Source organism: Streptomyces sp. NPDC046197, from assembly GCF_040646295.1.
GTDB lineage: Bacteria > Actinomycetota > Actinomycetes > Streptomycetales > Streptomycetaceae > Streptomyces.
This window is the reverse complement of sequence record NZ_JBEYZY010000011.1, coordinates 194,398-211,408: the sequence shown is the minus strand read 5'-3', so window position 1 is coordinate 211,408 and position 17,011 is coordinate 194,398. Positions and strand designations below refer to the sequence as shown.

Genomic DNA, 17,011 nt, shown 5'->3' with positions numbered 1-17,011 from the left:
GCCTAATCAGTTGACTCGAAGGGAGCGTGTACGGCAGTCGGATGGTGCGTTCGAACGCACCCCCGATCCCGAATCGTGGTCGGGCCGACATCGTCCTTGCCGCAGTCCTGCCCACACCCTGCGCGTTCTGCGCATCGTCGGCCTCGAGCAGATCTTCTTCTGCCACCCCGACAGGGACGCCGCTACCCGGCCCTGACCGGGGAGGGCGGCATCGGGCGCACGGTGTGTGTGTGGTGGGCACCCGGGTACGCGAGAGAACAGGGCGGCGAAAAGCACCGAAGAGCGGCGAGTAGGACGAAGGGGCGCCATATGGTCATCACGCTGAGGAAACAGACGGCCGACAAGCAGGGTGGGGACAAGGGCGCCCCACTGCGTTACGGCGTGACCTGGGAGGAAGGCGCGGCTCGTGCCGCAGACGCTCGCCAGGCTCTGCGCGCCTTGCTCGGCCACGCCCCTCGAACCGGCCGCGCAGCTGTGCCGGCGGCCCTGGCCGTCGACGCCGAACTCGCCGCCAGTGAGCTGGTCACCAACGCCGTCCGGCATGCTCCGGGCCCCTGCGGGATGACCCTGCAGTTGTCCGGCGACCAGTTGACGATCACCGTATGGGACAGCTCCACCGAGAAGCCGGCGGTGAAGAAGGCCGACCCGCGGCGCATCGGCGGCCATGGGCTGCACCTGGTGCACACGGTCAGCGACAGGGTCGTCGTCGCACTGCGTGAAACGGGAAAGCGGATCACCGCCCATCTGTCTCTGATACCGAAGCAGAGCGCCATCGGTCTCCGCGGAATCGCGCTCCCGGGCTGAACGTCAGCGTCTTCGGTCCATACCAGCGAAGACACGGACTCGGCGGACGAGAAGCGCACGGCACTCGCTAGGCCGCCGACTCGTCGTGGCACCGACTCGGGTGTCCTCACGGCACCCGGCCGGGCGCAGCGATGGGATCTGGTCAATGGGCTGACCGGCGTCCGTCAGGTTGCGCGGTTCACAAGCTCTCGTGGCCGGGGCGTTAGCCCTCTGGGCGCTTCTGTCTGCTCGGCGACCGGCGGCGGGCAGGAATGTCGCGGGCGGCGGACGGCCCACGCGGGTGACGTCAATAAAGCATGTTTAGGCCACAACGAGGCACGGATGCTGACGCTGAAGGGAACGAAGCCAGCAGGGTACCTTCGGGCATGTCCGCATCCGCCAGAGGAGGGCCATGGACATAACCGGCGCCGACACGGGAAACCCCTCCGCGCTCGGCCGCCAGACGTGGTCCGGCGCCCTGCTTGGCGCAACGCTGGAGGACGTGCAGACGGCTGTCGTTGTCGTCGACGAAGACGGATACATCGTCTGGGCCAACGGCGCGGCCCAAACCAAGCTGGGGCGCCGCCTCGAGGAACTGCGCGGGCAGGATCTTCACGACCTGCTGCACCGCGACCGTCACGGGCACGCCACGCCCCGCACGCGCTGTCCGCTGAGGAAAGCGCTTCTCGCTCGGAGAACCCAGCACGGCGACTCGGAGTGGTTCGCCCGCGGGGACGGCACGCTCGTCCAGATGTCCTGGCTGGTCGCGCCCCGCTCCTCCGGATCGGAGGGGGCGGGTGCGCTGGTGCTGTTGTATGAATCGAATCAGGGCGTACCGGACGTAATGGACGGCGGCATCAATGACGCTCCAGCACCGCTGACGGAGCTGGACCGCCTGGCGCTGCTGGCGGAGACGACCACTCAGCTGACGTCCACCCTGGATGTGGACGAGGCGCTGCGTCGGCTGGCGGCCCTGACGGTGCCCCGGCTTGCTGACTGGGCGGTGATCGATCTGCTCACCGAACAGGACGAGGTTCGACGCGCCCTGGTGACGGAGCACAAGGACGGAATCCTGGTCGAACGGGACGACCTGCAAGGGCCCATGCCCCCCGTGCCGGAGGAGTCCCCGATGCCCCTGTCGCGGGCTCTGCGCGGCGCTGCGTCCTCCCTGGCGGGCCCTGCCACCTACCAGGGTGCGCCCGATTCCGGAATCGCCGTCGAGCAGGGCCGCTTGTTCGCCGAGACGGGCATGCACTCCGCTGTCATCGCGCCCATCCGAGGTCTGCGCGACGTGCTCGGAGCGCTGACGCTGGGGCGCTCGAAACGTCCTGGCGCTTTCACCGCCGCCGACCTGCCACTGCTGGAGGACATCACCCGCCGGGCCGGCCTGGCGCTGGACAACGCGCGTCTGTACCAGCGTCAGCGGAAGGTTGCCGAAACCATGCAGCGCCACCTGCTGCCCCAGCTCCCCACTGTGCCCGGGGTGGACATGACGGCGCGCTACGTACCCGCTCCGCACGCTTCCTCCGTCGGCGGTGACTGGTACGACGTCTTCGCCCTGACCGACAGCTCCCACGCCTTGGCCGTCGGGGACGTCGTCGGGCACGACCTCGATGCAGCTGCCGGGATGGCGCAGGTCCGCAACATGCTGCGCGCCTTCACCTGGTCCCAGCCCGAGGCCATGCCCAGCGCAGTCGTCACCCAGCTCGACAACGCCGTGAAGCACATAGCCGAGGTGCCCATGGTGACCATGATCCTGGCCACCCTCGCTCGCGGCGACGACGAGCTGTGGCAACTGCGCTGGACGAACGCCGGCCACCCTCCTCCGCTGCTGGTCAGCCACGACGGTCGGGCCCGCTACCTCACCGACGCCCACGGCATCCTGCTCGGGACCGGAGTCATCCGGCCTCGCCCCGACGTCTTCACCGTCCTGCCGCCCCGCACCACCCTCCTGCTCTACACCGACGGACTGGTCGAGTCACCGCACCACTCCATCGACCGCGGACTGGACCGGTTGCGTCGACACGCGGCCTCTCTGGCCCACCGCCCTCTGGATTCCTTTTGTGACCTGCTGCTGGAGCGAGTCCGTCCCGGCGACAACGACGACGATGTCGCCATGCTGGCGCTGCGCACGCCAGCTTGTGCATAGACAGTCAGCCTGGGAGACCAGCATGTCGGCGGGTAAGGTGAATCCGGTTCCGATGGCTCCATGGCCGCGGTTGGGGGTCTCACCGGCGACCGGGGGCGCGGTGAGAAGGAGGAGCAGAAGCAGTGGTGACCGCTCAAGGCAGCAGGGCGCGCAAGGTCGTTGAGGTGGGACCGGGCGATCATCTTTGCTTTGCCTTCGCGGATGATGCCGAGCAGCGTCGGGTGGCCTCCGCTTACCTTGCGGACGGCTTGGCGCGGGGGGAGCGGGTGCTGTACTTCACCGACCGGCATGCCCCGGCGGCCGTGCTGAGCTGGCTGAGGTCGGGCGGTGTGGATCCGGATGCGGCGGCGGCCAGGGGGCAGCTGCGGGTGGCCACCGCCGAGGAAAGCTATCTGGCGTCGGGCGTCTTCGACCCCGACGCGATGGTCGCCTCGTTGCACGAGGAGGCGCGTCACAGTCTTGCGGCCGGGTACGCGGGCCTGCGGGTGAGCGGGGAGATGAGCTGGGCCTTGCGGGATGCTCCTGGCCTCGGGCGGCTGGCAGAGTACGAAACCAAGGTCCGCTCGGTGTTCGCGGGAAGGCCGGCATCGGCGATCTGCCAGTACGACGCCCGCCAGTTCAACCCGGAGCAGCTGCGGATGTTCGAGCAATGTCACCCCGCGGCGGTGGAGCTGCACCCCTGGTACAGCTCCAGCGTGCTGAGTATCGGTCCGGCCTTCCGCGAGGGCGAGCGGGTGCTGCGGGTGACGGGCACGGTGGATTACCAGGCCACCGCCCATCTGGCCGCGGCCTTGGAGCGGACACTGCACTGGCCCGGGGATGTACGGGTGGACATGAGCGCCCTGGATTTCATCGACCTGGCCGGCCTGCGCGTCCTGGTGCATACGGCGGAGCGGCTGGGGGAGGGCCGGCGGCTGCGCGTGATGAATCTGACGCCGATGCTGTGCAAAGTGATCAGCGTCGTGGGCTTCGATCAGCATCCCGCGCTGGTCGTCACCTCTCCGGAGGTGATGGCATGACCAGCGACACCACGCTCTCCCGCCCCGGGTCCGACGCTGCGGGACTGATCCATCAGGGCCTGATCTACGACACCGACGAGCAGTTCCTGGACGCGACCGTGCCGTTCTGTCTGGACGGCCTGGCCTGTGACGACGCGGTCCTGGCCGTCACCACCCCCGCCAACATCGACCTGCTGCGCCAGCAGCTGGGCGACGCCTCGGGGGACGTGGAGTTCATCGCCGCCGACCAGTGGTACGACGCTCCCGGGCGCACACTGGCCGCCTACCACCGCTACGTCGACCAACGCACCGGAGACACGGGTCGCCACTGGCGGGTCCGTGTCATCGGGGAGCCCGTCTGGCACGGACGCGACGCGCTGGAAACCACCGAGTGGACCCGGTACGAGTCGGTCATCAATATGGCCTTCGCCGACTGTCCGGCCTGGATCGTGTGTCCCTACGACGCCCGCGTCCTGCCTTCACCCGTCGTTGCCGACGCCCGCCGCACCCACCCGCAGCTGGTGACCGGCCCCACCGCTGAGAGCAGCGTCCACTACGCCGCCCCCGCGCGCGATGGCGTCTGGCACCGGGAGCTGACGCGACCTCCCCAGGACGGAAGGGAGGCGGTCATGCGTTTCGGCGCCGATCTGACCGCAGTACGCACGTTCGTGGCGAACAAGGCCATGGCATTGGGGATGTCGGCGACCGACGCGGGCCGTCTCACCTTCGCGGTCAACGAGGTTGCCACCAACGCCGTCCAGCACGGCGGCGGCACCGGGCAGGTCACGCTCTGGCGCGACGGACGCCGGATCGTCTGCGATGTCACTGACAGTGGCAGCACCACCACCGGCTGGTACCTCGGCTACCTGCCGCCCAGCCCCACACAGCCGCGCGGCCACGGCCTGTGGGCAGTGCGCCAGCTGTGCGACCTGACGGAAGTCCAAGCCCAGCAGACCGGCACCACCGTCCGCCTGCATCTCACCCTGTAACAGAGCAGGTCGGCCTGCCGGGCGGCGGTCGCTGTGGCACAAGACCGTGTCGACCGCGCGCACGTCCACCGCGACCCAGCCGGCCCGCTCCGCCACCGGTGTCGGCGTCGGCTGAACTCGGACCCACTTTGGACGGTTGAAATCTGACCCGGTTGGTGTCGATAGGTGGTAGTTCAGTCGTTGTCGGATGTGTCGGCGGGGACGCGTCCGAGCTCGCGTCCTCGCATGCGGTAGGAGTCGCCCTTGAGGGAGTGGACCTCGGCGTGATGGACCAGGCGGTCGATCATGGCGGCGGCCACGGTCTCGTCCCCGAAGACCTCTCCCCAGCGTCCGAAGGGCTTGTTGCTGGTGACGATCACGGACGCGCGTTCGTATCTGTTCGAGATGAGCTGGAAGAACAGGTTCGCCGCCTCCGCTTCGAAGGGGATGTAGCCGACCTCGTCCACCACGATCAGCGGATAGCGGCCGAGCCGGGTGAGCTCGGCCGACAGGCGGCCGGTGTCATGGGCGGCGGCGAGCTTGTCGACCCATTCGGCGGCGGTGGCGAAGGCGACGCGGTGTCCGGCCTGGCAGGCCCGCACTGCCAGGCCGATCGCCAGGTGTGTCTTGCCGGTGCCGGGTGGGCCCAGGAAGACGACATTCTCCTTGCCCGCGATGAAGTCCAACGTGCCCAGATGCGCGAGCTGTTGGCGCGTCATGCCGCGCAGATGGGTGACGTCGAGCTCCTCGATCGTCTTGACCGCGGGGAATCGGGCGGCGCGTACTCGTGCCTCGCCGCCGTGCGATTCCCGGGCGGAGACCTCGCGCTGGAGGCAGGCGACCAGGTATTCCGCGTGGGTCCAGGACTCCTTGCGGGCCCGTTCGGCGAGCCGGTCAGCCGCGGCAAGAAGGGCCGGGGCCTTCATCGCCCGAGCCAGGAAGGCCAGGTCGGAGGCAGTCTGCTGACCGGTCCTGCGACCCGTGGCCGTGCCGGCGGAGGGTGCGTCAGCGTCGACGGTGGTGGAGGTGCGGGCCATCAGCCGGCCTCCTTTCCTTCGCCGCCGTCGATGACGGTGAACAACCGGTCATAAGAGCCCAGCTCGCGCTGTTCGACCTCGATGAGCGGGCCGGAGGCGGAGCCGACGGCGTGGATCTGACCTGTGGGCCGGCGACGTGCTTCCTGTCGCATCGCCTGTCCGGCCTCGACGTGCTCGGGATCGGTGAGGGTCTGGTGGCGGGCCCAGCAGCGGGCATGCTGGGCGACGATCTCACCGCCGGAGGTGAGCACGATGACCTGCTCATTGTCGGTCAGCACGGTGACCTGATGGCCGATCGCGGCGGGGTCGACGGAGTAGTCGCAGGTGTCGACGCGGACATAGTGGTCGCGGCCCAGCCGGGTCGAAAACCGCCACCAGGTGGGCGGGTCGACCGCGGGCAGGGTGAGCATCTGGGCCCGGTCCGCTGCCCACCGGTCGGCCGGACGGGCTGAGAGGGTGCGGTGGACACGCCGGTTGGCGACCTTCAGCCATGCCGCGAGCTGGGTGTTGAAGTCGTCCGGTCCGCTGAAGTGCCGTCCGGGCAGGAACGAGGTCTCCAGGTAGCCGTTGGCCCGTTCCACCAGTCCCTTCGCCTCCGGATCCCTCGGGCGGCACAAGTAGATCTTGGTGGCGAGCAGGCCCGCGAACGCGGCGAACTCGGATGTCGGGCGGCCTCGACCGACGCCGGCTTCGTTGTCCCAGACCAGCGTCCTGGGGACGGCGCCCCATTCGGTCAGCAGCCTCCAGTGTCCGTCGATCAGGTCGCCGGTTCTGCGCGAGGGCAGCATCCGGGCGGTGATCACGCGGGAGTAGCCGGACACCATGACCAGGACCGGCGGGCGTCCACTCTGCCCATAGCCGAGAGGGATGTCCGCGTCGGGAAACCACAGGTCGCACTGGGCCAGCTCGCCGGGCCGATAGGCCGTGCGGGAGACCGGATCGATGGGGACATAGGCCGGGCGCAGTTCCCGGATCCGGTCTTTGAGGATGGTCATGCCCCTGTCCCAGCCGATCCGCTCGGCGATCACCGTCGCAGGCATCGTCGGGGTCTCCCGCAGCAGTTCCCGGATCTGCACCTCGACCGCGTCGACGGCAGAGCCCTTGGCCGGCCGCCGACACTGCGGCGGCCGGTCGCTGGCCAGGGCCCGCTTGACGGTGTTCTTCGAGATGCCCAGATGCCGTGCGATAGCTCTGATCGGCATCTGCTCGGCCCGGTGCAGCCGGCGGATCTCTGCCCAGTCCTCCACGAGGATCACCTTCCCTCCTGACCTTGATCACCAAGGCCAGAGTCAGACGAAGATCACCAAGTGGGTCACTTTTGATCCGCCGTCAGAGGGTCAGCGTTCGGCCGTCGTCGAGAACCGGCAGGGGCACCGACCTCTTCCGCTGGATGCTCGACCCCTTGCTTGCAGTTGCTCCTGACGAATCGGTTCAGCCGGACTTCGGGTTTGTGGCCGGCCTCCGTGCGAGTGACGAGAGCCAGCCACGGTTTGAACGAGAGAAAGCCCGCCCGGCGTCCAGTTCAACTTGGCTGCTTTGCCGTGTGATTGCCTCGCGCACGTGTACGGCAACGCGGCCGACCAGCCCGACCGGTGCGCCCGTCCGTCGGACATGACGGACGCGGAGTGGGCGGCTATCCCAGAGGCCAAGCAGGGGACGCGCACAAGAGTCGGCTCCGAATGATCGTTCGCAGCTGTGATCTTTCCGGGACTTGGTCAGTCGTTGTCCGGAGCATCGCCCTCTTCGAGGAGACGAGCAGCGAGGTCGTCGGCCCATTCCGCAGCCCATGCGCGGAGAGCGGTGATCGTGGCGTCATCGAGGCCATAGGCAGCGATGGCTTCGTCGTCGGTCCACTCGGCGCCCGTGAGGTTCGACTGCAGGTCCTCGCGCTCGAAGCGGCCATGCGCGTGGCGGCCGCCGAACTCCTCGAGCTCGGCATTGGTCCAGCGGCGCGAGGCTGCGAACACATCGATCAGATCACGGGGTGCTCCGCGGTCGGCGAGGGCGCGGACCTTGGTCCCGATCACATCCTCCTCGCGAGGACAGGGCCGTACGGGCTTTGGGCGCCCGGCCCCCAGAAGTTCTCCTTGAGGATGTCGACTTCGCAGTCCTGCCCGGTGGCCGGGTCGGACACGGTGAAGCAAGGTCGACGGCGCGGGCGGTCGTGATCGACTCGGTGAATTTCACGTCGTTGCCCTCGACTGGTTTCAACAGGGTGGCGAAGCCGCGTACGAGATCGGCGAGTGTGGTCATCTCCGGGCAGGCCCGGCAATCTTCTCCAACAGGGCTGTTTCCTTCGGGCACAGGTTTTTGGGGGGTTGGTAAGCAGGAGGCGGCCGACATGGCGTGGGGTGGTGACGGGGCGGTCGCCTTCGGCGCGGCCCTGGTTGAGGTAGCGGACCAGGAGGTTCGCGCTGCCGGTGTAGCCCAACTCCCATATCTCTCCGAGCAGGTGGGTGACAGGGACTGCCGGATCGGCCGCGCGGCGGGCGCGCAGATGGCCGCGGTAGGGGTCGACGAGGGTGCGCAGCTCACAGGGATGACGTGACCCCTCTCGGGATGCTCAATCTGGTCCCGGGCGGCAGTCCGCAGAGTAGATCGTGATCCTCGGCAACTCTGCGCCCTGCTGTCGCTGAGTGCAGGGCCGTCAGGGCAGTAGGGGGAAGCGGACGGTGAGCAGGGCCCGGTCGTCGGGGAAGGCCGCCTCGGGCTGGTGGTGCAGGAAGCGGTCGCACAACTCGGTGATGTCCAGGCCGCTGGTGGTGCGGGCGAACTCGGTCAGCCTCTCCATGCCGATGGCGAGGTCTTCGCGACGGCGCTCGATCAGCCCGTCGGTGTACAGCAGCAGCGTGTCGCTGTCGGCCAGGGTGGTGTCGGCCTGCCGGTAGCGGACGCCCCGGACGGGGCCGAGGGGCGGGGAGGTGGCGTGGTCGAGGTAGGTGCTCGTGCCGTCGGCGTGGATGAGCAGCGGCGGCGGGTGGCCGGCGGTGGCGTAGGTCAGGGTGCGGGTGCGGCGGTCGAAGACCAGGTAGCAGGCGGTGGCCATCCGTTCCGGGTGGTAGCGGCCGAGGAAGGAGTTGAGCTCGTCCAGGACGGCGGCAGGGTCCGTGCCGCAGCGCGGCACGATGTTGCGCAGGGCTGCGGTGACCTGGGCCATGACGGTCGCTTCGGGCAGTCCGTGGCCGGCGACGTCGCCGATGCTCAGGCCGATGTGATCGGCGTCCACGTCGTAGACGTCGTACCAGTCGCCGCCGACCGAGAGCAGGTCGCTGCCCGGGGCGTAGGAGGTCGCCGCATCCAGGCCGGGAAGCCGGGGCAGCTGGGGCAGCAGGCTGAGCTGCAGGCGTTCGGCGACCCGGTGCTCGTGCTCGTGCAGACCCGCCCGGCGCAGGGCCTGGGCGACCTGCTGGGCCACGGCCGTCACATGCTCGGGAGCGGTGGAGGTGTGTGAGCCGTACACGATGAGCATGCCCAGCTGGACGCCGTCCGCCTCCAGCGACAACGCGAGGGGGACATCGTCCTTGGTCTCGCGGGGCAGCGAGGCTTCCGCGCTGGAGGGCCGGTCCAGGTCGGTCCAGCCGCCCGCGCCGGCCGGAAGGCCGTTGTCCTCCGGCTGCAGGGGCGGCACCAGCCGTGCCGAGTGCAGATAGAGCTCCGCCGCGGTGGCTCCCAGGGCGGCCGGCGCCACGTCGCGGACGGCACGGGAGACCTGGGCGAGGGTGATCGCGGCGGCCAGGGCGGCGGTCAGGTCGTACAGGTGCTGCAACTGGCCACGGGCGGCCTGTTCGGCGGCCAGCAGCCGCGCCCGGTCCACTTCGGTGGCACGGCGGAAGGCCACCTCCCGGTTCAGCGCCTCCACCTGCTGGCTGAGCACGACGAACCGGTCGGACGCCCCGGCCTCGACGAGGTGCAGCTGCACGGCCGGCTCCGGACCGTCCCACCAGGCGGCCCGTGCCCCGTGGCAGCGAAAGCGCCGTGTGCGGCCGTCGGCGTCCTTGAGGACCAGCGCGCCGGGCACGGGACTTCCGCTCCGTAGCCACACAGCCAGCTGCTGACGCAACTGCGCGGTGTCGTCGGGCCGTAGATCGAACACGCTGGCGCCCGGGCGCAGCCGGTCGTCGCAGCGGACGGCCGCCGGGTTGGCGGCCAGGACGCGGCCGTCGGCCCCGCAGAGCAGCACCGGATGGGGCAGCGGTTGGGTGATGGCCCGGAAGAGGCCAAGGCTCATGGAGCCACAGCCCGGTCGCCGAAGTACTCACGGCCACTCACCGTCTCGACGTCCACGTCGGGCACCAGGTGCACCACCACCCGGCAGCCCGCGTCGCCGCGGGCGATGGTCTCTTCCAACTCCACCCGCGCGTAGCCCAGGTTGCGGGCGGCGACGGTGCCGAAGACGTTGGATGTCATCATGCACATCGACTCCCGGCCCACCACCTTCTCCGCGAACGGGCACACCCGGTTGCCCAGCACGATCTTCGTCTCGTCGTGCTCGATGACGTAGAAGTCACCCTTGATTCGGCGCTTGAGGTCCACCAGCGCCTCGGCGACCTGCTCACCAGTGAGCCGGTCGGTTCCCAGTGCCTTGAGGTACATCTCGTCGATCTGCGTGCCGACGGCCTGCCCCACGAGACTGACGTAGCCGGATGCCTCCTCCAGGCCGATCACCGACTCCAGCGACGTCGCCAGCTCGCGTACCAAGGTCCGCAGGAACACATCACGGTCGAGGGGAATCTCCACATCCGAAATCTGTTCCATGCCGGCTCCCTCGCTCTCGGGCCCGGGCGGCAGCGCGACCGGAGTGGCCTCATGTCGTGTGACGGGATGATTCTGCCAGCGCCCCCCGGCCCGCCACCACCAGTCCCGTCAACAGCGGCGATCAACCCTTCACAGGATCAGCCCGTCATCTGACGGACACAGATGGTTCACCAGGCGGGCAGGGGTAACCCGACAGGCGACTGCTACCGGCTGTATACAGTCGGTCGGCGGCAGAGCAGGGCCGCCACCCAGGCTGGAGGAACCTCGTGAACGGCGAACCAACCACCTCCTCCTGCGAGTCGCGTTTCCCCCCTGTCACGGCGAGCATCGCGGCCGCCCGGCACTGGGTCCGCGACTGCGTCGAAGGTTTCGGCGGCCCAGTGCACCATAACCGGATGATCCAGACTGCCGAGCTGCTCGTCTCCGAACTGATCACCAACGCCATCCGCCATGGCGCCGGCCCACCGCTGGTCCGTCTCTCCTGGAACGGTCGGCTGTTGCGGCTCGCGGTCAGCGACGACAGTGACCGCTGGCCGTGCCTGCGTGCCACCAAGAACACCGAGCCCGGCGGCTTCGGCATGCAGCTCCTCGAACGGCTTGCGCACCGCTGGGGCGTCACCCCACGTCACCCCGGCAAAACGGTCTGGGCCGAACTCAGCCTCGCCCCCTGAGCCGCTTTTCCTCTGGGTAAGCGTCAGCGTGGTCGCCGCTGCTGGAGGAAGCCTGCTCGGTCGCATGCGCTGCCGTCGGCTCGCCTCACCGGTATCCGTGCAGGGCATGCCCTGCTCCATTCCCTCGCTTGGCCGGACTGGGCGTGCGCGGTGCCTGAGCCGGTATCGTGTGAGGCGATCGATATTGAGCCGCCGTGCGGCCGAGCCCGGGGAACTGGGGGCAAAAGCGTGGATGTCGCACCTGGTGTGGGCGGGCCACCCGTCGCGCCGCCACGTGACGCGGTACTGCAGATCAATCCGTTGCCGGAAAATTCCGGGCTGGGGGCGATCGGGGAGATCAGCATGAACACACGGGGAGTTTGGAAGCAGGCGCTGAGGCAACTGATCGAGTGCCGCACGGATGTGCTGCACGTGGATCTGTCCCGGGTGCGATTCGTGGATGTGGCCGGCGTGACGGACCTTGCGGTCACGGCCCAGCGTCTTCCCCAGGGGCAGCGGATCGTACTTCACCGACCACCGGCGCAGCTGCCACGCATCCTTGAGATGTTTTGGCCCGGGCTTGCCGGGATCGAGGTGGCTTCGTGATGAGCACAGCCACCTCGCCCGAGCCGTTCGTTCACCCGGCGCTCTTCTATGAGGGGACGGAGCAGTACATCGCGGGAACGGTTCCCTTTTTGCGGGAAGGGCTGGACGCCGGCGAGCCCGCAGCCGTCGCCGCGCCGCCGGATCGACTGGAGCTCATCCGCGAGGGGCTGGGTGAGCGAGCGGCGGCACAGGTCCGCTTCATCGACATGACCCGGGCCGGGCGCAACCCGGGCCGCATCATCCCCGGCGTGCTGCGCAAGTTCGCCGACGCCCAGCCGGGCGCCCGCCGGGTCCGCATCATCGGCGAGCCGATCTGGCAGGGCCGTTCCGCCGACGAGTACCCGGCGTGCGTCCAGCACGAGGCGCTGATCAATGCCGCTTTCACCGGGCGCGCGGTAACCATCTTGTGCCCCTACGACGCCGGGCAACTGAGGAAACAGGCCCTCAGCGACGCCCTGGCGACCCACCCGGTCGTCATCGACGCCGACGGTCAGAGGTCCTCCACCGCCTACGGCCCCGAAGAGATCATCGCCCGCTACAACGAGCCCCTGCTCGCGCCCAGTGACGCCGCGGTCTGCGCCTTCGCCGCCCGGACGCTGCCCGCCACCCGCGACTTCGCCGTGTCCCAGGCGCGGTCAATGGGCATGTCCGGCGTGAGTCTGGGAGACCTGGAACTCGCGGTGGCGGAGTTGACCACCAACAGCGTCGTCCACGGCGCCGGCTCGGGGATACTGCGCATCTGGGCCGAGAGTGGCCGGGCCGTCTGCGAGGTGCACGACGGCGGACAGCTGACCGATCCGCTGGCCGGGCGCCGCCCGCCGAATCCCACGCAGCCCGGCGGCCGTGGACTCCTGCTCGTCCACCAACTGGCCGACCTCGTCCGTGTCCACACCGGCCCCGATGGCACCACCATCCGCTGCTACCTCCCTAGCTGACCGTCGCCACGTGGCGGGCCCGCTCAACAGGGCACAGGTGTAGGTGCGGAAAGACGGGGTACGCGCTGCCCCGTCGGCCGTCTTGCGAGCAGTAGCGGCCGGCTCGAACTTTGGGAGGGCACAGCATGGCGCTCATGAGTATTCCGGCGGCACTGGACGCACGAACGAGCGAGCTGCCGGAGGTCGCCGACCCCTCCCGAGTGGCGCCCAAGGACGCCCGCCGGCTCTCCAAGCTGTTCTTCGAACAGCTGACGGTCCTGGAAGAGGGCACGCCCGAGTACAGCTACACCCGCGGCACGCTGATCGAGATGAACATGTCCCTGGTCCGATACGCGGCCGGCCGCTTCCGCAGCCGTGGCGCGGAGGAAATGGAGGACATCGTCCAGGTCGGCATGATCGGCCTGATCAAGGCCATCGACCGGTTCGAGCTGACCCGTGAAGTGGAGTTCACCTCGTTCGCCATCCCCTACATCGTGGGCGAGATCAAGCGGTTCTTCCGGGACACCACCTGGGCCGTGCACGTGCCGCGCCGACTGCAGGAAGCCCGCGTCGAACTCGCCCGCGCCACCGAGGAGCTGCGCAGCCGGCTCGGCCGCACGCCCACGGTCCAGGAGCTGTCGGAGCTGATGAGCCTGTCTGAGGACGAGGTGCGGGAAGCCCGTCTGGCAGCCAACGGCTACAACTCCTCCTCCCTGGATGCCGCGATCGGCGGCAGCGATGACGGCGAGAGCGCCCTGCAGGACTTCATCGGCGCCGAAGACCAGGCGCTGGAACTGGTGGAGGACTTCCACACCCTCGCCCCGCTGCTCGCCGAACTCGATGAGCGGGACCGGCAGATCATTCACATGCGGTTCGTGGAGGAACTCACCCAGGCCCAGATCGGCGAACACCTGAGCGTGTCCCAGATGCACGTCTCCCGACTCCTGTCGCGGACCCTTGCCCGACTGCGTGACGGCATGCTCACCCACCGCTGAAGCCCACAGGCAAGTCCGATGACAGGTCCGCAAAAGACCGTCGGATGCCGTCCAGAACCGTGTGGCCGCGCTGCCGTCGAGGTGGGCGGCTGTGGGAGTCGGTCGATGACGGCGGCGGACGAAATGCGAATGATCCTGGGCGCAACAGGACTACCCGACTATGTCTGAGAGATTCCCGATCATGGATATCGCCCGCAGGAACAACGTCACCGTGACCGGCAGCCCGCAGGGGCGGACGGTGATGCTGGCCCATGGCTTCGGCTGCGATCAGAACATGTGGCGGCTGACCCTGCCTGCGCTGGTCGAGGACCACCGGGTGGTGCTGTTCGACTACGTTGGCTCGGGTCGCTCGGATGCGGCCGCGTTCTCGGAGGACCGCTATGCCTGCCTGGCCGGTTACGCCCAGGACGTGGTGGAGGTGTGCGAGGCGCTCGATCTGCGCGACGTCGTGTTCGTGGGACATTCGGTCAGCGCGATGATCGGCGTGCTGGCGGCCGGCATGGCACCGGAGCGGATCGGGGCACACGTGATGGTCGCCCCGTCTCCGCGCTACATCGACGACGACGGCTACCGCGGCGGCTTCAGCGCCGAGGACATCGGTGAGTTGCTCGAGTCGCTGGAGTCGAACTACCTGGGCTGGTCGGCGGTGATGGCTCCGGTGATCATGGGGAACGCTGACCGTCCGGAACTCGGCGAGGAGTTGAAGAACAGCTTCTGCGCCACCGACCCGGAGATGGCGCGTGTCTTCGCCCGGACCACGTTTCTGTCGGACTCGCGGGACGACCTGAAGGGCGTGAACGTGCCCACCCTGGTGCTGGAGTGCACCCAGGATGTGATCGCTCCTCGGGAGGTGGGCGCTTTCGTCCACGAGGCGATCCCCGGCTCGACGCTGGTCACACTGGATGCGACCGGGCACTGCCCGCACCTGTCCGCCCCCGAAGCCACCAACGAAGCACTACGCAACTTCCTGGCGGGCTTGCGGTGATGTGCCGCACCGGTCAGCACCCCGATCCACACGAGGCCGGCGACGAACAAACCTCCAGCAGCGCAGCGTTCGCCGCGCTGCTGGAGGACAGCGCCGAAGACCTCTACGAGAGCGCCCCCTGCGGATACCTGTCCACGCTGATGGACGGCACCATCGCGAGGATCAACACCACGCTGCTGACCTGGCTCGGTCTGGACCGCGAGGCAGTCGTGGGAAGGATGCGGTTCCCCGACCTGCTGACCGTGGGCGGCAAGCTGTATCACGAGACCCACTTAGCGCCGTTGCTGCGCATGCAGGGTGAGATCAGCGGCATCGCCCTGGAGATCAAGAAGACAGATGGCGGCCGGATACCGGTGTTGATCTCCTCCGTGATCAAGCACGGCACTACCGGCGAGCCCCTGCTGATCCGCACCACCGTCTTCGACGCCCGGGACCGCCGCGCCTACGAACAGGAACTCCTGCGGAGCCGGAAGACGGCCGAAGAAGCGCGCAAGCAGGCAGAGGCCGATCGAGCCCGGTTGCAGGACACTCTCGCCGTGCTCCAGCGGTCCCTGCTGCCCGACACCCTGCCGGAGATACCGGGGATGGAGACGGCCGCCTACTACCACACCGCCTCACCGGACCGGCTCGGCGGCGACTTCTACGACGTCTTTTCCATCGACGGCAAACGCTTCGGCTTCTTCCTCGGCGATGTGTGCGGCAAGGGACCCCGAGCGGCGGCGGTCACCTCACTGACCCGCTACACCCTGCGCGCCGCCGCACTGCACGACCCCGACCCTGTCAGCGCCCTCACCACGCTCAACAAGGTGCTCCACGAGCGGTACACCAGCTCCGGCAACGACCCGCGCTATTGCACCGTGGTCTTCGGCACCCTGGAGCCCGATCCCGACACCGGCCGGGTGACCGTCCACCTGGCCTCGGGCGGCCACCCTCCGGTCATCGTCGCGCGAGCCGACGGCACCGCCGACTTCCTGCCCACCCCTGGAGGTCTTCTCGTCGGCGTTCTGCCCGCCGCCCGCTTCACCGCCGCCACGACCCTGCTTGCCCCCGGCGACACCCTTGTCCTCTACACCGACGGCCTCACGGAAGCCCGCACCGGCGAAGACCGCACCAGCCTGTACGGGGACGAGGCCCTCCTCGCCTTCGCCGCCGAACACGCCGGCAAGCCCCCGCCCGCCGTGCTGCAGGCGCTGACCGAACTGCTGCACAGCTTCGGCGACGGCCTCGACGACGACACCGCCCTCCTCGCCGTCGGTGTCCCCGCCCGCAGTCCTCGGAGGGAAAGCAGCCCATGAGCCCACTGAAGATCACCACCCGAGACGCTGCCACCGGTCCCGTAATGGAGATCTTCGGCGAGCTGGACTACAACAGTGCCACCGAACTGCGTGAACTGATTTCCGCCCTCGTCCTGCGACCGGGGCACTGCCTCACCCTGAACCTCGGCGGCATGGAGTTCTGCGACTCCAGCGGGCTCAGCGCCCTGATCGCCGCCCACAATCACGCCCAGGCCGCCCAAGCGGACATCGCACTCGCTGCCGTACCCGCCCACACATTGCGCGCCCTGCGCATCGCCGGCCTCGACCAGATCTTCCCCATCGCCCACGACGGCGAGACCAACCCTCAGCCCTGAGCACGACGTACGCTCGCAGCCGCCGACGCGATGGCTTGAACCCGAGGGTCCTCTCTCCAGCACGGCACGGCCCACCCGGGACGATCCTGCCGCATCCGCCCGCTCATGCCCTGGCACGCCGACCTGCGGGTGTTGTCGGCCCACGATCACGGCCGCTATGACCGTCTCCGCACCGATCACCAGCCCGAGCGGTGTCACTCGTCTCCGCCCAGCAGCAGGCGGCCGGATCGCCCTGCTGCCGCTACAGCCCTCGCACGGCTGGGTTCCCGCCAGGCCACGCCCTGCGGGGATGCGCAGCCTTGATCGGCGCTGCGCCAGCGGCGCGCCGGAGCGTACGACGGCGGTGGCCGGAAGCCGCCGGGCGACCGGATGGGGGGCGTCACCGCCAACACGGTCGGCGGCGAGACGGTGGTCGTCCCGCCCAGCGGGGGCCGCGCCGTGGCCGAACCGGTCGATGCGGATATCACCCAGATGGCGCTGCTCAGCAGGTGTACTCCATGGGGGTGAGGTCTCCTGGAACGCGGAGCCTTCGTCCGAGGCA

The 17,011-nt window shown here is 68.9% G+C and carries 15 protein-coding genes and 3 pseudogenes; 12 read left to right on the top strand and 6 right to left on the bottom strand.

Features of this window, described 5'->3' with window-relative positions:
- Positions 1-83 precede the first annotated feature (83 nt).
- The 5 genes and pseudogenes from AB0A61_RS18095 to AB0A61_RS18075 form a co-directional block, all read left to right on the top strand.
- Positions 84-196: pseudogene (locus tag AB0A61_RS18095) on the top strand (anti-anti-sigma factor); the annotation flags it as partial.
- A gap of 113 nt (positions 197-309) precedes the next feature.
- Complete coding sequence (locus AB0A61_RS18090; protein ID WP_361292760.1) at positions 310-804, top strand: ATP-binding protein; 495 nt, start codon at positions 310-312, stop codon at positions 802-804.
- Between the two features lie 391 nt (positions 805-1,195).
- Positions 1,196-2,932, top strand: a complete 1,737-nt coding sequence (locus tag AB0A61_RS18085) for a SpoIIE family protein phosphatase (protein ID WP_361292758.1) — start codon at positions 1,196-1,198, stop codon at positions 2,930-2,932.
- 122 nt (positions 2,933-3,054) lie between these two features.
- Positions 3,055-3,951, top strand: coding sequence for an MEDS domain-containing protein (locus AB0A61_RS18080; protein WP_361292756.1), 897 nt, complete (start codon positions 3,055-3,057; stop codon positions 3,949-3,951).
- A complete protein-coding gene (locus AB0A61_RS18075) occupies positions 3,948-4,919 on the top strand; it encodes a sensor histidine kinase (RefSeq protein ID WP_361292754.1) in 972 nt (323 codons plus the stop codon). The genes AB0A61_RS18080 and AB0A61_RS18075 overlap by 4 nt, the downstream gene beginning before the upstream one ends.
- A gap of 173 nt (positions 4,920-5,092) precedes the next feature.
- On the opposite strand, the gene istB is transcribed toward AB0A61_RS18075, so the two are convergent.
- From istB to AB0A61_RS18045, 6 genes and pseudogenes are all read right to left on the bottom strand, one after another.
- Positions 5,093-5,935: an IS21-like element helper ATPase IstB gene (istB, locus tag AB0A61_RS18070; protein ID WP_361292752.1), complete on the bottom strand. Its 843-nt coding sequence runs from the start codon at positions 5,933-5,935 to the stop codon at positions 5,093-5,095.
- Entirely contained in the window at positions 5,935-7,191 is a 1,257-nt protein-coding gene (gene istA / locus AB0A61_RS18065; RefSeq protein WP_361292750.1) for an IS21 family transposase, read from the bottom strand. The genes istB and istA overlap by 1 nt, the downstream gene beginning before the upstream one ends.
- Before the next feature lie 459 nt (positions 7,192-7,650).
- Positions 7,651-8,075: pseudogene (locus AB0A61_RS18060) on the bottom strand (nucleotidyl transferase AbiEii/AbiGii toxin family protein); the annotation flags it as partial.
- 2 nt (positions 8,076-8,077) lie between these two features.
- Positions 8,078-8,459 (bottom strand): annotated as a pseudogene (locus AB0A61_RS18055) (ISL3 family transposase); the annotation flags it as partial.
- Positions 8,460-8,582: 123 nt separating this feature from the next.
- Entirely contained in the window at positions 8,583-10,163 is a 1,581-nt protein-coding gene (locus AB0A61_RS18050; RefSeq protein ID WP_361292748.1) for a SpoIIE family protein phosphatase, read from the bottom strand.
- Positions 10,160-10,690 carry a methanogen output domain 1-containing protein gene (locus tag AB0A61_RS18045; RefSeq protein WP_361292746.1) on the bottom strand — a complete coding sequence of 177 codons (531 nt, stop codon included), beginning with the start codon at positions 10,688-10,690 and terminating at the stop codon, positions 10,160-10,162. The genes AB0A61_RS18050 and AB0A61_RS18045 overlap by 4 nt, the downstream gene beginning before the upstream one ends.
- Positions 10,691-10,956: 266 nt before the next feature.
- Between AB0A61_RS18045 and AB0A61_RS18040 the strand changes: the two genes are divergently transcribed.
- The 7 genes from AB0A61_RS18040 (at position 10,957) to AB0A61_RS18010 (ending at position 16,470) form a co-directional block, all read left to right on the top strand.
- Positions 10,957-11,361: an ATP-binding protein gene (locus tag AB0A61_RS18040; RefSeq protein WP_361292744.1), complete on the top strand. Its 405-nt coding sequence runs from the start codon at positions 10,957-10,959 to the stop codon at positions 11,359-11,361.
- A gap of 228 nt (positions 11,362-11,589) precedes the next feature.
- The gene (locus AB0A61_RS18035) at positions 11,590-11,946 is read left to right on the top strand and encodes an STAS domain-containing protein (RefSeq protein WP_361292742.1); all 357 of its coding nucleotides are present in this window, start codon (positions 11,590-11,592) and stop codon (positions 11,944-11,946) included.
- Positions 11,946-12,881, top strand: coding sequence for an anti-sigma factor RsbA family regulatory protein (locus AB0A61_RS18030; protein ID WP_361292740.1), 936 nt, complete (start codon positions 11,946-11,948; stop codon positions 12,879-12,881). The genes AB0A61_RS18035 and AB0A61_RS18030 overlap by 1 nt, the downstream gene beginning before the upstream one ends.
- Positions 12,882-13,006: 125 nt before the next feature.
- Positions 13,007-13,855, top strand: a complete 849-nt coding sequence (locus AB0A61_RS18025; RefSeq protein WP_361292738.1) for an RNA polymerase sigma factor SigF — start codon at positions 13,007-13,009, stop codon at positions 13,853-13,855.
- 181 nt (positions 13,856-14,036) lie between these two features.
- Positions 14,037-14,840: an alpha/beta hydrolase gene (locus tag AB0A61_RS18020; RefSeq protein WP_361292837.1), complete on the top strand. Its 804-nt coding sequence runs from the start codon at positions 14,037-14,039 to the stop codon at positions 14,838-14,840.
- Entirely contained in the window at positions 14,840-16,135 is a 1,296-nt protein-coding gene (locus AB0A61_RS18015; RefSeq protein ID WP_361292736.1) for a SpoIIE family protein phosphatase, read from the top strand. Before AB0A61_RS18020 ends, AB0A61_RS18015 begins: the two co-directional genes overlap by 1 nt.
- Positions 16,132-16,470, top strand: a complete 339-nt coding sequence (locus AB0A61_RS18010) for an STAS domain-containing protein (RefSeq protein ID WP_361292734.1) — start codon at positions 16,132-16,134, stop codon at positions 16,468-16,470. The genes AB0A61_RS18015 and AB0A61_RS18010 overlap by 4 nt, the downstream gene beginning before the upstream one ends.
- The last annotated feature ends 541 nt before the right edge of the window (positions 16,471-17,011 follow it).

Coding starts and splice junctions, on each gene's coding strand:
- AB0A61_RS18090 (WP_361292760.1), top strand. CDS start 310: ATGGTCATCACGCTGAGGAAACAGACGGCCGACAAGCAGGGTGGGGAC.
- AB0A61_RS18085 (WP_361292758.1), top strand. CDS start 1,196: ATGGACATAACCGGCGCCGACACGGGAAACCCCTCCGCGCTCGGCCGC.
- AB0A61_RS18075 (WP_361292754.1), top strand. CDS start 3,948: ATGACCAGCGACACCACGCTCTCCCGCCCCGGGTCCGACGCTGCGGGA.
- istB (WP_361292752.1), bottom strand. CDS start 5,935: ATGGCCCGCACCTCCACCACCGTCGACGCTGACGCACCCTCCGCCGGC.
- AB0A61_RS18050 (WP_361292748.1), bottom strand. CDS start 10,163: ATGAGCCTTGGCCTCTTCCGGGCCATCACCCAACCGCTGCCCCATCCG.
- AB0A61_RS18045 (WP_361292746.1), bottom strand. CDS start 10,690: ATGGAACAGATTTCGGATGTGGAGATTCCCCTCGACCGTGATGTGTTC.
- AB0A61_RS18030 (WP_361292740.1), top strand. CDS start 11,946: ATGAGCACAGCCACCTCGCCCGAGCCGTTCGTTCACCCGGCGCTCTTC.
- AB0A61_RS18025 (WP_361292738.1), top strand. CDS start 13,007: ATGGCGCTCATGAGTATTCCGGCGGCACTGGACGCACGAACGAGCGAG.
- AB0A61_RS18020 (WP_361292837.1), top strand. CDS start 14,037: ATGGATATCGCCCGCAGGAACAACGTCACCGTGACCGGCAGCCCGCAG.
- AB0A61_RS18015 (WP_361292736.1), top strand. CDS start 14,840: ATGTGCCGCACCGGTCAGCACCCCGATCCACACGAGGCCGGCGACGAA.
- AB0A61_RS18010 (WP_361292734.1), top strand. CDS start 16,132: ATGAGCCCACTGAAGATCACCACCCGAGACGCTGCCACCGGTCCCGTA.